Origin of the sequence: Macellibacteroides fermentans (genome assembly GCF_013409575.1) — a bacterium.
Lineage (GTDB): Bacteria > Bacteroidota > Bacteroidia > Bacteroidales > Tannerellaceae > Macellibacteroides > Macellibacteroides fermentans.
Genome location: NZ_JACCCY010000002.1, coordinates 883,531 through 897,928, shown reverse-complemented (window position 1 = coordinate 897,928; position 14,398 = coordinate 883,531). Strand labels below are relative to the sequence as shown.

Below are 14,398 nucleotides of genomic sequence, written 5' to 3'. Positions count from 1 at the left end.
ATCAGTAGTTGAAATCACTTGCTGATTCATTTAGTTAAAATGTTGTTATACAGTTTATTATTACATTAAAATATTTCTTAATCTCCCTGGAAATCAGTATCTTAGAAGAATAAAACCACTCATTTTTCTAATTATGATTCCCAAGGAGAAAGAACTTAAGCTTATAAAAATATATATGTATATCTGCGATATCTATGAGTCTTCACTGAAATTTTGTTGTCAGAGATTCAGTAATAATGCAACTCCTATCTTCACCGACCAGGAACTGCTTACTGTATACCTGTTCTGTGGAGCTTATCAACGCTACTTCAGTATCAAAGAGATACATACATTCACTAAAGAATATTTGCTTTCTTGGTTTCCTTGTCTACCTTCTTATCAGACGTTCAATTATCGATTGAACCTGTTAAGTGAGGCAATTAATGAACTCGTAAAGCATCTCATTACATCCTTTAAACCAGAAGATTGCGACAATATGACATCACTGATCGATTCCATGCCAATTGTTACCTGCAAAGGAAAGAATAAAACAGGAAAAGTGGCTACAGAAATTGCAACAAAAGGCTACTGCTCTACCAAAAATATGTACTACTTTGGTTTGAAACTCCACACGTTAGCTTTCAGAAGGAAAGGAACTATTCCATTCCCTGAGATGTTGATACTTTCATCTGCGGCAGAGAACGATTTGACGGTACTTAAAACAGAAGCAGCAGACAGCCTGACCAATAGAAGTATCTTTGCCGATAAAATCTACTCCGATTTCTCTTTTTGGGGAGAAAAACACAGGGAAATAGGTCTGGATATGCTAACTCCCGTAAAAGCTATTAAGGCTGAAGAGCCCGTAATTACTCAAAGAGAGAAAGCCCACAGAGACTTATTTTCGACGGCTGTTTCTAAAGTCAGACAACCCATAGAGTCTTTCTTCAACTGGTTGAATGAGAAAACAAATATTCAAAGAGCGATGAAGGTCAGATCAACATCTGGACTTCTTATACATACGATGGGGAAAATAGCCATCGCATTCATTTATCTAATTGTTTAAAACAAATGAATCAATGTCAAATACTGATTCGCATTAATAGTAATTAGATAAACTGCAATATTATTTAGTAATGCGAATCAGTAGTTGAAATCACTTGCTGATTCATTTAGTTAAAATGTTGTTATACAGTTTATTATTACATTAAAATATTTCTTAATCTCCCTGGAAATCAGTATCTTAGAAGAATAAAACCACTCATTTTTCTAATTATGATTCCCAAGGAGAAAGAACTTAAGCTTATAAAAATATATATGTATATCTGCGATATCTATGAGTCTTCACTGAAATTTTGTTGTCAGAGATTCAGTAATAATGCAACTCCTATCTTCACCGACCAGGAACTGCTTACTGTATACCTGTTCTGTGGAGCTTATCAACGCTACTTCAGTATCAAAGAGATACATACATTCACTAAAGAATATTTGCTTTCTTGGTTTCCTTGTCTACCTTCTTATCAGACGTTCAATTATCGATTGAACCTGTTAAGTGAGGCAATTAATGAACTCGTAAAGCATCTCATTACATCCTTTAAACCAGAAGATTGCGACAATATGACATCACTGATCGATTCCATGCCAATTGTTACCTGCAAAGGAAAGAATAAAACAGGAAAAGTGGCTACAGAAATTGCAACAAAAGGCTACTGCTCTACCAAAAATATGTACTACTTTGGTTTGAAACTCCACACGTTAGCTTTCAGAAGGAAAGGAACTATTCCATTCCCTGAGATGTTGATACTTTCATCTGCGGCAGAGAACGATTTGACGGTACTTAAAACAGAAGCAGCAGACAGCCTGACCAATAGAAGTATCTTTGCCGATAAAATCTACTCCGATTTCTCTTTTTGGGGAGAAAAACACAGGGAAATAGGTCTGGATATGCTAACTCCCGTAAAAGCTATTAAGGCTGAAGAGCCCGTAATTACTCAAAGAGAGAAAGCCCACAGAGACTTATTTTCGACGGCTGTTTCTAAAGTCAGACAACCCATAGAGTCTTTCTTCAACTGGTTGAATGAGAAAACAAATATTCAAAGAGCGATGAAGGTCAGATCAACATCTGGACTTCTTATACATACGATGGGGAAAATAGCCATCGCATTCATTTATCTAATTGTTTAAAACAAATGAATCAATGTCAAATACTGATTCGCATTAGTAAATGTTCCGTACACATATCCCCCGCCAGCATTGGTGAATACCAAGGTATAGCTCCCGGAAGACAAATTTGCTATACTGACCAGCAACTGCTGTACCGAAGTTATCTGTTCGTTGGATTGATAAACCAGATCACCATTTACATTGTAAATGCTTATAGTAACATCTCCTAATGCGGTAAGGAAATTAATAAATATCGATTGACCATCGGTAGAAGCATCAATTGGAATCGGATCATCCAAACTTTTAGCACCGGCTACTCCTATTTTCCCTTTCAAATCTATCTCTGTGGGAGGTTCGGATTGAACAAATCCTACTGCAATATGTACAATAGCAAGGAGAAATAAAAAAAAGAAAAAAGCCAGTCTATAATTTTTCACCTACAGATAGTATTTAATTTCTGCAAATCTATCAGTTAAATTCAACAATTACAAAAAAAAGAACTATAAATATGTCTGATTAGAAAAACAAGCTGGTTGAGGGAGTAGAAAGATAAATCAAAACCTGTCTGCTGTAAACTATTCTAGTATGGATTATAGGAAGGTGTCCAGGATTTCAGTATAACGGTTAAAGTAAAGTCTGGTCAATACAGTAGTATCATTTTCATTTAAGGCTTTTATCCAAAGCAATACGAAGAACTATTCGTTTGCCATATGTCTACTTTGCGTTTGCCACATGTCAAACGCAAAGTAGACATATGGATAACTTGCATTCAACATATGACAAACGAATAATTCATATAACAGAAGAAAATTGTTTATAACGATGAAACAATTAGTTGTATACTATGTTCCAACTTATATGCCGGAATCTAAATTAACTTACAAAAGGCATAAAAATCAGATTATGACAGATGACAGAGTGTGCTGTGAAAACATTGCAGGCGGCAATGTTTGTAACTGTGAAAGAGATGAGGGCAGGCCCCTCGTAACCGTCTTGCAGGAGATGGTTGCAAACCAGTGTATGCTGCTTTGTTTAAGAGACAAGGTGGTGAGCGATACACCAAAAGGCGATGTAAATCGTCAGGTAACTGTACAAGAGATGACCGCAAGGGAATTATTGATGAAGCATCGAAAACTGTTCAGACGATGTCAGAACCGGGTCTTTTCTGTCAGACCCGGGATAAATCCGGAAGGAACCTGTTTACGGTCCGGGTGGCATCCGGTGCAAAGATAGCATGACTTGTACAGAGGCTTTTTCACGGAACGCAGGAACCTGCGCCGGGATGTGAAGGGAGAAGTTCAAGCAGAAGCCCTGCAAGAACCAGCGTACCGAGGACCGGAGGCAGGGGCGGACTGTTCCGTAGTAGCGACGAAGTTTCTGTAATGGAAATGGAGCCAAGGGAACAGCTTATTCAAGCGTAGTAAATGTACAACTATTAAAACAGGAGGATGCAAATGAAAGACGCAAAGTCGCATGAGATTTCTAAATTTTTAATCATGGATGCCTTCAAACGAGTCAAGGCAAACCATGGAAGTGCGGGTATTGACGGCGTATCGATTGAGCAGTTTGAGAAAAATCTCAAAGACAATCTCTACAAAATCTGGAACCGCATGAGTTCGGGAAGCTACTTCCCTCCATCGGTCAAACTGGTAGAAATACCTAAACCCAATGGAGACAAACGTCCGTTAGGTATACCTACGGTAGGAGACAGGATTGCTCAGATGGCAGCAGTGATGATGCTGGAGCCACAGATTGAACCCTGTTTCCACGAGGATTCTTATGCCTACAGGCCCAACCGCTCTGCACACGATGCCATCGCCAAAACACGCGAGCGGTGCTGGAAGTACAACTGGGTATTGGATATGGACATCAGCAAGTTCTTCGATTCTATTGACCACGAACTGTTGATTAAAGCAGTCAGACTTCACACCGATTGTGTATGGGTGCTGCTTTACATCGAACGGTGGCTCAAAGTTCCCTACGAACTGCAGGATGGAAGTAAAATCGACCGGGACAAAGGGGTCCCGCAAGGGTCCGTAATCGGACCTGTGCTGGCCAATTTGTTCCTGCATTACGCCTTCGACAAGTGGATGAGCAGGTATTATCCGCACATTCCCTTCGAAAGGTATGCAGACGACACCATCTGTCACTGCGCCACCCAATCCCAGGCCGAAGCACTGAAAGTAGCTGTTCAACAACGGTTTGCTCAATGTAAACTGATGTTGAACGATGACAAAACAAAGATTGTGTACTGTAAAGACAGCCGCAGAAAGGGAGAGTTTGATACAATCTCTTTCGATTTCCTTGGCTACACCTTCCGACCACGGAAGGCAAAAGGCAGAAATGGCATCAACTTTACAGGCTTTCTGCCGGCAATCAGCAACAAGGCCTGCAACCGCATCCGTGAAAAGATGCGCAGCTGGAAAACAAGGAAACAACTGTTTCTATCGCTGGAAACCCTGGCGAAAAGCATCAATCCGGTGCTTCGGGGATGGATTACTTATTATGGTAAATTTTATCCTACCCGACTCAAAATCCTGTTAGATGAAGTAAACAGACATCTTGCCAGATGGGTTACAGCCAAGTTCAAGCGCTTCAAGGGGAAACCCTATCGGGCTTACTACTGGCTGGGAAACATCTCCCGGAAAGAGTCTAAACTCTTTTACCACTGGCAGTGGGGAGTAACTCCAACAGCTAACAAGAAATGGTAATCTTATCAGACTGAATAAGAAGAGCCGTGTGATGGGAGACTGTCACGCACGGTTCTGTGAGAGGCTTGAGCTGAAATGCTCAGGCCTACTCGACTGTTTTCGTTTAAAACGGTTTTATTTGGGGATAATATACGACTGATAACCTGTTTTTGCCTGTTTCCGAAATCGTTTGCATGACAAACTTGCTATCATTCGGCCTGCAACTGGTTTGTATCTGGTGTTTTAGTGTTTCATTTGCACCATAAAGATTTTAAATTATCACCATGAAACAAATTTTATTAGCTACAGTTTTATTGTTCTCGGCAGGTTTGCTGAGTGCTGAGACCGTCAAATCTCCCAACGGAGCGATGGTACTAAACGTAGAGCTCAAGAACGGAGTACCTGTTTATCGACTGGACTACAAAAACCAGGCAGTCGTTAAAGAGAGTAAGCTTGGTCTTGAACTTAAAGATGGCAAGAATCTTACGGACGGGTTTGAACTTACAAAAACAGAAACGGCATCGTTCGATGAAAGCTGGAATCCTGTTTGGGGTGAAGTAAAAACCATCCGCAACAACTACAACGAACTGGCAGTCACCCTCACCCAACCTTCAACAAGCAGACATATTTTGATCCGCTTCAGGGTGTTTAACGACGGGATTGGTTTTCGTTATGAGTTCCCTCAACAAGAAAACCTGAACTATTTTACAATCAAGGAGGAAAAAACGCAGTTTGCCATGACAGGCGACCATAAGGCATTCTGGCTTCCGGGCGATTATGATACCCAGGAGTATAGTACGATGACTTCCAATTTATCGGAAATCAGGGGATTGATGGATGAGGCAATCACTCCAAATTCATCGCAGACACCGTTTTCTCCCACCGGAGTACAGACTTCGCTGATGATGAAAAGCAAAGAGGGCCTGTACATCAACATTCATGAAGCGGCATTGATTGATTATTCATGTATGCACTTGAATCTGGATGATAAGAATTTTATTTTTGAATCGTGGTTAACTCCTGATGCTATCGGAGATAAAGGATATATGCAGACTCCCTGTCAGTCGCCCTGGCGTACTGTAATCGTAAGTGACGACGCACGTGAGATACTGGCATCCAAAATGATTCTTAATCTCAACGAACCAACCAAGTACGAAGATACATCGTGGATCAAACCGGTAAAGTATATCGGCGTTTGGTGGGAAATGATTACGGGTAAGAGCACCTGGGCCTATACGGATTTACCTTCTGTTAAATTGGGTGTGACCGATTACTCTAAAACCAAGCCCAATGGTAAGCATGCTGCCAATAATACAAAAGTGAAGGAATATATTGATTTTGCTGCCCTTCACGGATTCGATGCCGTATTGGTAGAGGGTTGGAACGAAGGTTGGGAAGACTGGTTTGGAAAGACCAAGGATTATGTTTTCGATTTTGTAACTCCTTATCCTGATTTTGATGTAAAGGAACTGAACCGCTATGCAGCTTCCAAAGGGGTGAAACTGATGATGCACCACGAAACATCGGGTTCGGTACGGAATTACGAACGTCATATGGATAAAGCATACCAATTTATGGTAGACAACGGATATAATTCAGTAAAAAGTGGTTATGTAGGAGATATGATTCCCCGGGGTGAATATCACTACGGTCAGTGGTTGGTTAACCATTACCTGTATGCAGTAACTAAAGCGGCCGAATATAAAATTATGGTAAATGCGCACGAAGCGGTCCGCCCGACAGGACTTTGCCGCACCTACCCTAACCTGATTGGAAACGAATCGGCCCGTGGTACCGAATATGAGGCATTTGGTGGTAACAACGCAGACCATACAACTATTCTGCCATTCACCCGTTTAATGGGTGGTCCGATGGATTACACTCCCGGTATTTTTGTTACGCAGGTAAATAAAATCAATCCGGACAATAATTCGTTCGTGCATTCTACTCTTGCCCGCCAGCTTGCTCTTTACGTAACCATGTATAGTCCGCTGCAAATGGCTGCCGATCTGCCCGAACATTACAACCAATATCTGGATGCCTTCCAGTTTATTAAGGATGTGGCAATCGACTGGGACGAAAGCAAGTATCTGGAGGCAGAGCCGGGCGATTACATCACTGTAGCCCGCAAGGCAAAGGGTTCATCCTCCTGGTTTGTGGGTAATACCAGCGACGAGAACGGACATGCCTCAACGTTAAAGCTTGATTTTCTGGATGCTGGTAAAAAGTACATAGCCACTATTTACAGCGATGCTAAAGATGCACACTACGAAACCAATCCCCAGGCCTATACCATCCGCAAAGGAGTGGTAACCAGCAAATCAGTTTTACAGCTTAAGGCTGCACCGGGCGGTGGATATGCCATCAGCATTGTTGAGGCAACAGACAACGCATCTGTAAAAGGATTAAAGAAGCTATAATTCAAGTATTTAAGTTTAAAATTGAAGAATAGAGACCTTCCCGGCGGGAGGTCTCTGTTTTTTTATTAAAAGGGACAAAAGAATTTTCTACTTCCCGCATTCAATATCAAACTATTGTCGTAATTTTGCACCCGAATTAGATGTGTCGTTGACAACAGGGATTTTAATTATTAGTCAGAATTTATTTACATTAGTATTACAAATACATGATTAACTCCAAAAGCAGTGAATGGGTTTCTCGTGGTAAAAGCATCTTCCAATTCGTTTTAACCCGCTGTAAAGCAGGTTATGTGAAGGGCAAAACCATCTTCCAACAATCTCCCTGGTACAAAAAAATATTACTTTCGGGCGCAGCGTTTATCGTGTTGTTCTTTATCTATCTGGTAATGGTAGATATTAATTTCTTATGGCTATTCGGTAAATCACCCAGTCTTTCAAGTATCAGCAACCCCAATCAGAGCGTAGCTTCCGTTATTTATAGTGCCGACGGGAAAGCGATCGGTAAGTATTTCCGCGAAAACCGTACACCGGTGGAATATGAAGAAATCTCTCCCATCCTGATAAAAACGCTTATAGCTACTGAAGATGAGCGCTTTTACGAACACTTCGGGATTGACTTCCAGGGGTTGTTTGCAGCGGTTAAGGACATGACACAGGGACGTGCACGTGGTGCAAGTACCATTACGCAGCAGTTGGTAAAAAACATGTTCAAGGTTCGTTCGCAGTATTCGAGAGGGGTATTGGGACAGATACCCGGACTGCGGTTGCTTATTGCCAAATCCAAAGAATGGATTACAGCTGTAAAGATTGAAATGTTTTACGACAAGAAAGAAATTCTTACCATGTACCTTAATACGGTAGATTTTGGTAGTAACGCTTATGGGATAAAAACGGCTTGTAAAACATACTTTAAAATTTCTCCCAAGGATCTTACAATCGAACAATCGGCCACGCTGGTAGGTTTGCTTAAGGCTACAACTACTTACAATCCCCGCGTAAATCCAAAAAACAGTCTGAAACGCCGCAATGTGGTGCTCGAGAATATGAAGAGTCAGGGTATCATTACTGCGGCCCAACTTGATTCGATCAAACAGATACCCGTCAAGCTGAATTATAATGTTGAAAGCAATTACGATGGAGAGGCTCTTTATTTCAGGGAAGCGGTTGCTCGTTCGCTGGAAAAATGGTGCAAAGACAACGAGATAGATCTTTATTCGGACGGATTAAAGATTTATACTACGCTGGATACACGTATGCAGAAATATGCCGAAGAGGCGGTAGATAAGCAAATGCGTGTTGTTCAGCAGAACTTTAACAACCACTGGGGTAAAGAAAACCCCTGGAGAGACGAGAATCACCAGGAAATTGTTGGCTTTGTAGAGGACATTGCTAAAAAGACCCAACTGTACAAATACCTGGTTCAGAAATACAACAATCAGGCCGATTCGGTAAATTACTATATGAATGAACCTCGTCGCCTCAAAGTATTCGATTACAAGACAGGAGTAAAAGACACCACCTTCAGTGCTATGGATTCGATCCGTTACATGGAGCGTTTCATGCACACAGGCTTTGTAGCCATGGAACCTCAGACAGGATTCGTAAAGGCTTGGGTGGGCGACATTAACTTTGAAACCTGGAAATACGACAAGGTGCTTTCAAAACGTCAGCCAGGTTCTACTTTCAAACTTTTTGTATATACTACAGCCATCGAAAAGGGTATGTCTCCCTGTGATACACGTCCGGATAATTATATTAGCTGGGATGTGATGGATAAAGGTGAAATGGTGAAATGGGTTCCGCGTAATGCCAACGGCGAATATACGGGTGAAAATCTTTCCTTAAAAGCGGCTTTTGCTCGCTCTATCAATACCATCGCCGTAAAGCTGACTCAGGAAGTGGGGGTGGAAGAGGTTATCAAGACTGCCCATGCCATGGGAATTAAAACGCCTCTCAACAACATTCCTTCCGTAGGTTTAGGATCGTCTGATGTTTCACTGCTGGAGTTGGTAAACTCGTATTGTACGGTTGTAAATGATGGCAAAACACACGATCCGGTATTGGTAACCCGCATAGAAGACCACGACGGCAATCTTTTGTATCAACACAAGCAGGTGGATAAACAAGCCATCAGCTACGAGACTGCTTTCCTGATGACTCAGTTGCTGCGTGCCGGACTTACAGAATACAATGCTACTTCTCAGAATTTGTGGACCTACGATATTTTCCGCCAGAATACAGAGTTTGGAGGAAAAACTGGTACATCGTCCAACCACTCGGATGCCTGGTTTGTGGGTGTGAGTCCGAATCTGGTAGGTGGTGCCTGGGTAGGTGGCGAACATCGCAGTATCCATTTCCGTACCGGCAAATTGGGTGAAGGCAGCAAGACAGCCCTTCCTATATTCGGTCTGTTTATGGAAAAGGTATTGGCTGATAATAACCTGGAAAAATATCGGGCCAAGTTCCCCAAGCCTACACAAACCATTAATAAACAGTATGAATGTATGTCGGTAAGACCAGCCGAAAACGATTCCATCGATTTCCTGAATTCAGACAGCTTGTTTATTGAAGAGGAGGAGCCGGAGTATATTGAAACCACTCCCCCTCCGGCCCTTTAATCTATTTGTTTTTATTCAGCCAGTCGATATAGCCGGTATATAGTTCGGTCGATGTGGGGTGACCTGCAAAAGCGGTGGTTCCGGGTTTATTCATCATTCCGATGTATTGATAAATCAGGATATTCTCGACGTACGGAGAGACGTCTTCCAACTGTGTACGTATCCTTTGGAAGGAAGCCGGAAGCAAGGCACTCTTGTAAACAGGACCTTCAAATTGAAACACTTCTACATCGGCCCATAATCTGGCCCGGCCAACGCTGGCATGCACTTTCTGCAGCGCTTCGAAATACCGGCCGGCCGATCCTGCATCTGTTTTCAAAACGCCTACTTCATCTTGGTAGGCTATGATATCGATATCCAGGCGTTCGAGTTGGCGGGCAAAATTTGCATCGGCTTTTACAAACTTGGTGCCATAGGGGGCTATCAGGTTAACACAGCGGGGCATCAACTCCCGGGCTTTACGTGAGCAGGAGTTTACATAGTGGATGGTGGTCTCATCAATGTTTTCAGACAATCCGGTCTCATTTGGGTAATACCATCCGTAAAAGCTTGGGTGGTGACCGTATTTCCGGGCAACCTCTTCCATCCCCTTCTCTCTGATGCTTACCACCTCCTTGCTCGTCATCAGTTTATACATATCGCCCGAATCTCCCCAAAAGTCGTTACTTACAAAGAACTTGACCCCAAACTCGTCGGCAGCCGACAATACGGCCTCTAACGGATCCGGACATTCAAAATCGTGACGGGGTTGTAACTGCGACGGGTAAAAGGTTTTCCCTTTATCGGCTACCGAGAGCAGCACCAGATATTCCATACCTGCTTCGCGTATCTCTCTGATTTTTTCGCGCCACTGTGCTGATGTGAAACTTCTTAAGGCCGGATCCCAGTATTTACCCTCGGCCGGATTGTGGTGATTAAATTCAAACCACGATCCGATGATAGGTTTACATTTTGATGACAGAGGTGCTTCGGTTGCAAGCAATTGCTGATTTAGCAAGCATGATGAAGCGATGGAAATACCGCAAGCATGTATAAAATTACGTCTGTTCATGTTAGTATGAATCTGTTAGTAGGTATACTATACAAACGATAAAACAGGAAAATAATACTCATTTACGAATCAAAAAAAGAGGCTTTCAATAAATTTGAAAGCCTCATTAATATACAAATAGAATGTATTATTTCTTTTTGGGAGCAGTGTTAGCGTTACTTCCTTCTGCCCTCTTCTTATTTCTCCAGTAACTGCCGTCGCGCTTGCTACCAAACATATTCCGGCGTTTTGACTCTTCTTTGATTGCCTTGTTCTTCTCGGCAACAGCTTGCTTTACCTGAGCTGTTTCAAATGGATTGCCTCCCGCAGCCGGGATCTGTTTTCCGATCAGTTTATGAATGTCTTTCAACAATGGCATCTCCTCTGCATCGCAAAACGAATAGGCAACACCACTTCGTCCGGCTCTGCCTGTACGGCCGATCCGGTGTACATAAGTTTCCGGCACATTGGGCAATTCGTAGTTTATTACGTGCGAAAGGTTGTCTACGTCTATCCCTCGGGCTGCAATATCGGTTGCAATCAAAACCCGTGTTGATCCATCTTTAAAATTTGAAAGGGCACGCTGACGGGCATTCTGACTTTTATTTCCATGAATAGCCTCTGCAACGATCTCAGATTTTACAAGTGATTTGGCAATCTTGTCGGCTCCGTGCTTGGTTCTTGCAAAAACAAGTACCGATTCCAACGACTTGTTTGCCAGCAAAGAGGTAAGAAGAGAAATCTTATCCTTCTTTTCCACATAGTATATGTACTGGTCGATCGTATCAACTGTAGAAGATACAGGAGTCACCTCAACCTTTTCGGGCTTGTAAAGAATCGTACTTGCCAGTTTTTCAATTTCGGGAGGCATCGTTGCCGAAAAGAACAGCGACTGACGCTTTTTGGGCAACAAGGGCAGAATACGTTTGATATCGTGTATAAATCCCATGTCCAACATCCGGTCGGCTTCATCCAGCACAAAGAAATCAAGACTTTTCAGACTTACATATCCTTGATTGATCAGGTCAAGCAGACGTCCGGGTGTGGCAATAAGTATATCCACCCCACGTTGCAACACATCGGTTTGAGGCTTCTGTCCCACTCCTCCAAAAATAACTGCATGGCGAAGGTTGGCATAACGTCCGTATGCTTCGAAACTCTCGTCAATCTGAATAGCCAGCTCACGCGTTGGCGTAAGAATAAGCGCTTTAATACCTCTGCTACGCTCTTTCTGCTGCTGATTGTATAGTTTCTGTATGATGGGAATGGAAAATGCGGCCGTTTTACCTGTGCCCGTCTGTGCACACCCCAATAAATCGTATCCGTCTGTTACTATGGGAATGGCTTCTGCCTGTATGGGTGTCGGGGTGGTGTATCCTTCTTGTTGTAAGGCCTTTCTAATAGGCTCTATTAAGTTTAAATCTTCAAATGTCATGTAATGATTGGGTGAGCCTCGCGGCTCGTTATGTAAATATTGGGTGCAAAGGTACAACAAATATGCCAGACATTAACTATCTTTGCTATCTAAATCATGATTGAGAGACCAAACTGAAACGATGAAGGAGATTGAGGCGTTATTAAAAAAGTTTTTTGGATATACTTCCTTTCGCCCCTTACAGGCGGATATTATCAAAAGAATACTGGATAAAAAAGATTCACTGGTGCTGATGCCGACCGGTGGAGGTAAATCCATCTGCTTTCAGTTGCCGGCTATTTACCTGCCGGGTACGGCTGTTGTAATCTCTCCTCTGATTGCCTTGATGAAAGACCAGGTGGAAGGCTTGTTATCTAACGGAATACCTGCTGCTGCACTTAACAGCAGTATGCCCGATGCCGAACGACAACGCATCAAACAACTTTGCATGCAGGGGAAGGTGAAGCTTCTGTATATTTCACCCGAGGGATTGATGGGGGAAGTGGATTGGTTGCTTCCACGTATGGATATTTCTTTGATTGCCATCGACGAGGCTCACTGTATCTCGCAATGGGGACATGATTTCCGTCCGGAGTACACCCAACTGGCCGTTCTGAAAGAGCGTTTTCCAAAGGTTCCTATCGTTGCACTGACGGCCACCGCTGATAAGATTACGCGGCTGGATATACTCAATCAATTGAAACTGAATGATCCGCAAACCTTTATCTCGTCGTTCGACAGACCAAATCTATCGCTTACCGTTAAAAGAGGATTCTCCAAAAAAGAAAAAATTGCCTCCATCGTTCATTTTATCAATGCCCGGAAACAACAAAGCGGGATTGTATATTGCATGAAGCGAAGTGACACGGAAGAATTGGCGGAAGCGCTAAACTCCTATGGTATAAAGGCTATTGCCTACCATGCGGGATTAGCACCTGCCCGACGTGAAAAGGCCCAGGATGACTACATAAACGACCGGTTCGATGTGGTTTGTGCTACTGTTGCCTTTGGTATGGGGATCGATAAAAGTAACGTTCGTTGGGTAATACACTATAACATGCCCGGAAGCATTGAAAACTATTATCAGGAAATAGGGCGTGCCGGACGGGATGGTTTACCCAGCGATACCTTGTTGTTTTATTCTTTGGGCGATTTGGTCTTGCTCCGTCGTTTTGTGGAAGAAAGCGGACAAAGCGATATCACCTCCGAAAAGCTGGAACGTATGAAGCGGTACTGCGAAACCGATGTATGCCGTAGGCGGATATTGCTTAGTTACTTTGGTGAAGAGGCAGAACACGATTGTGGTAATTGTGATGTGTGTAAGAATCCTCCTCAACGGTTCGACGGTACAATACTGGTACAGAAAGCCCTAAGTGCAGTGGTACGTACGGGTGAGCGGGTTGGCATACAGATGCTGATTGACATCTTGCGGGGATCGTTCCGCCAGGAGATCAGGCAACATGGGTATGATCAGCTGAAGACTTACGGTGCAGGTCGGGATCTTTCATACAAAGAGTGGAAAGAATATGTTTATCAGATGCTGCAGTTAGGCTACGCTGAAGTGGATTATGCAGCCGGACGTACGCTTAAGGTTACTCCACTGGGAAGCAAGGTTCTTTACGGCGAACTAAAAGCCCAACTGGCTACCTGGAACGAAGATGAAAACACGGATAATTATTCCGACAAAGGTTCACGAGGAACACGTGAGACTAAAAAGAAATTTAAAGCGAGTCCGATTCGTCCCATCGATTCAGATTCTATAGAAGAATCCTTACTTGACTCACTCAGACAACTTCGTAAACAGTTGGCCGAAAGGGAAAGTATGCCTGCATACATTATTTTCAGCGATCAATCGCTCCAGGATATGGTTGAAAAGAAGCCCGTTACACTGGATGAGTTTAGTGAAATAATCGGAGTTGGGCAGATTAAGCTGGATAAATACGGAAAAGTATTTGTCTCTCTGATCCGTTTTGTTCTTAAATTGCCAAAGCTCAATTTCTAAAAATTAAAAAGGCGCATCCTCACGGACACACCTTTCTACCTTTGAGCGTTTTGACTATTTTACCCATTCTCCTTTATTTTCAGGA

Annotated in this window: 10 protein-coding genes; 7 read left to right on the top strand and 3 right to left on the bottom strand. The window is 42.8% G+C overall.

Annotation, left to right across the window (positions count from 1 at the left end; genetic code table 11):
• The first annotated feature begins 133 nt into the window (after positions 1-133).
• On the top strand, positions 134-1,042 hold the full coding sequence (locus tag F5613_RS08695) for a transposase (RefSeq protein WP_246303365.1): 909 nt from the start codon (positions 134-136) through the stop codon (positions 1,040-1,042).
• 209 nt (positions 1,043-1,251) lie between these two features.
• A complete protein-coding gene (locus tag F5613_RS08690) occupies positions 1,252-2,160 on the top strand; it encodes a transposase (protein WP_246303365.1) in 909 nt (302 codons plus the stop codon).
• On the opposite strand, the gene F5613_RS08685 is transcribed toward F5613_RS08690, so the two are convergent.
• Positions 2,157-2,576, bottom strand: a complete 420-nt coding sequence (locus F5613_RS08685; RefSeq protein ID WP_179399437.1) for a DUF3244 domain-containing protein — start codon at positions 2,574-2,576, stop codon at positions 2,157-2,159. The genes F5613_RS08690 and F5613_RS08685 overlap by 4 nt on opposite strands.
• 385 nt (positions 2,577-2,961) lie before the next feature.
• Here F5613_RS08685 and F5613_RS08680 point away from each other — a divergent pair, with 385 nt between their 5' ends.
• The 4 genes from F5613_RS08680 to F5613_RS08665 all read left to right on the top strand — a co-directional run bounded on the left by F5613_RS08680 (position 2,962) and on the right by F5613_RS08665 (position 9,867).
• Positions 2,962-3,372: a hypothetical protein gene (locus tag F5613_RS08680; RefSeq protein WP_179399436.1), complete on the top strand. Its 411-nt coding sequence runs from the start codon at positions 2,962-2,964 to the stop codon at positions 3,370-3,372.
• Positions 3,373-3,593: 221 nt separating this feature from the next.
• Positions 3,594-4,850 (top strand): group II intron reverse transcriptase/maturase, encoded by a 1,257-nt coding sequence (gene ltrA / locus F5613_RS08675; RefSeq protein WP_179399435.1) that lies wholly within the window; start codon positions 3,594-3,596, stop codon positions 4,848-4,850.
• A gap of 254 nt (positions 4,851-5,104) precedes the next feature.
• Complete coding sequence (locus F5613_RS08670; protein WP_371689998.1) at positions 5,105-7,249, top strand: glycoside hydrolase family 97 protein; 2,145 nt, start codon at positions 5,105-5,107, stop codon at positions 7,247-7,249.
• A gap of 206 nt (positions 7,250-7,455) precedes the next feature.
• Positions 7,456-9,867 carry a transglycosylase domain-containing protein gene (locus F5613_RS08665; RefSeq protein ID WP_179399434.1) on the top strand — a complete coding sequence of 804 codons (2,412 nt, stop codon included), beginning with the start codon at positions 7,456-7,458 and terminating at the stop codon, positions 9,865-9,867.
• 1 nt (position 9,868) lies between these two features.
• On the opposite strand, the gene F5613_RS08660 is transcribed toward F5613_RS08665, so the two are convergent.
• Entirely contained in the window at positions 9,869-10,918 is a 1,050-nt protein-coding gene (locus F5613_RS08660; RefSeq protein WP_179399433.1) for a DUF4434 domain-containing protein, read from the bottom strand.
• 127 nt (positions 10,919-11,045) lie between these two features.
• Complete coding sequence (locus tag F5613_RS08655; protein ID WP_179399432.1) at positions 11,046-12,332, bottom strand: DEAD/DEAH box helicase; 1,287 nt, start codon at positions 12,330-12,332, stop codon at positions 11,046-11,048.
• A 121-nt stretch (positions 12,333-12,453) separates the two neighbouring features.
• Between F5613_RS08655 and recQ the strand changes: the two genes are divergently transcribed.
• Positions 12,454-14,313 carry a DNA helicase RecQ gene (recQ, locus tag F5613_RS08650; RefSeq protein ID WP_179399431.1) on the top strand — a complete coding sequence of 620 codons (1,860 nt, stop codon included), beginning with the start codon at positions 12,454-12,456 and terminating at the stop codon, positions 14,311-14,313.
• Positions 14,314-14,398 lie beyond the last annotated feature (85 nt).

What these genes read in the sequence shown, in the direction of transcription:
- F5613_RS08695 (WP_246303365.1), top strand. Translation starts at nt 134, where the DNA reads ATGATTCCCAAGGAGAAAGAACTTAAGCTTATAAAAATATATATGTAT.
- F5613_RS08690 (WP_246303365.1), top strand. Translation starts at nt 1,252, where the DNA reads ATGATTCCCAAGGAGAAAGAACTTAAGCTTATAAAAATATATATGTAT.
- F5613_RS08680 (WP_179399436.1), top strand. Translation starts at nt 2,962, where the DNA reads ATGAAACAATTAGTTGTATACTATGTTCCAACTTATATGCCGGAATCT.
- ltrA (WP_179399435.1), top strand. Translation starts at nt 3,594, where the DNA reads ATGAAAGACGCAAAGTCGCATGAGATTTCTAAATTTTTAATCATGGAT.
- F5613_RS08665 (WP_179399434.1), top strand. Translation starts at nt 7,456, where the DNA reads ATGATTAACTCCAAAAGCAGTGAATGGGTTTCTCGTGGTAAAAGCATC.
- F5613_RS08660 (WP_179399433.1), bottom strand. Translation starts at nt 10,918, where the DNA reads ATGAACAGACGTAATTTTATACATGCTTGCGGTATTTCCATCGCTTCA.
- F5613_RS08655 (WP_179399432.1), bottom strand. Translation starts at nt 12,332, where the DNA reads ATGACATTTGAAGATTTAAACTTAATAGAGCCTATTAGAAAGGCCTTA.
- recQ (WP_179399431.1), top strand. Translation starts at nt 12,454, where the DNA reads ATGAAGGAGATTGAGGCGTTATTAAAAAAGTTTTTTGGATATACTTCC.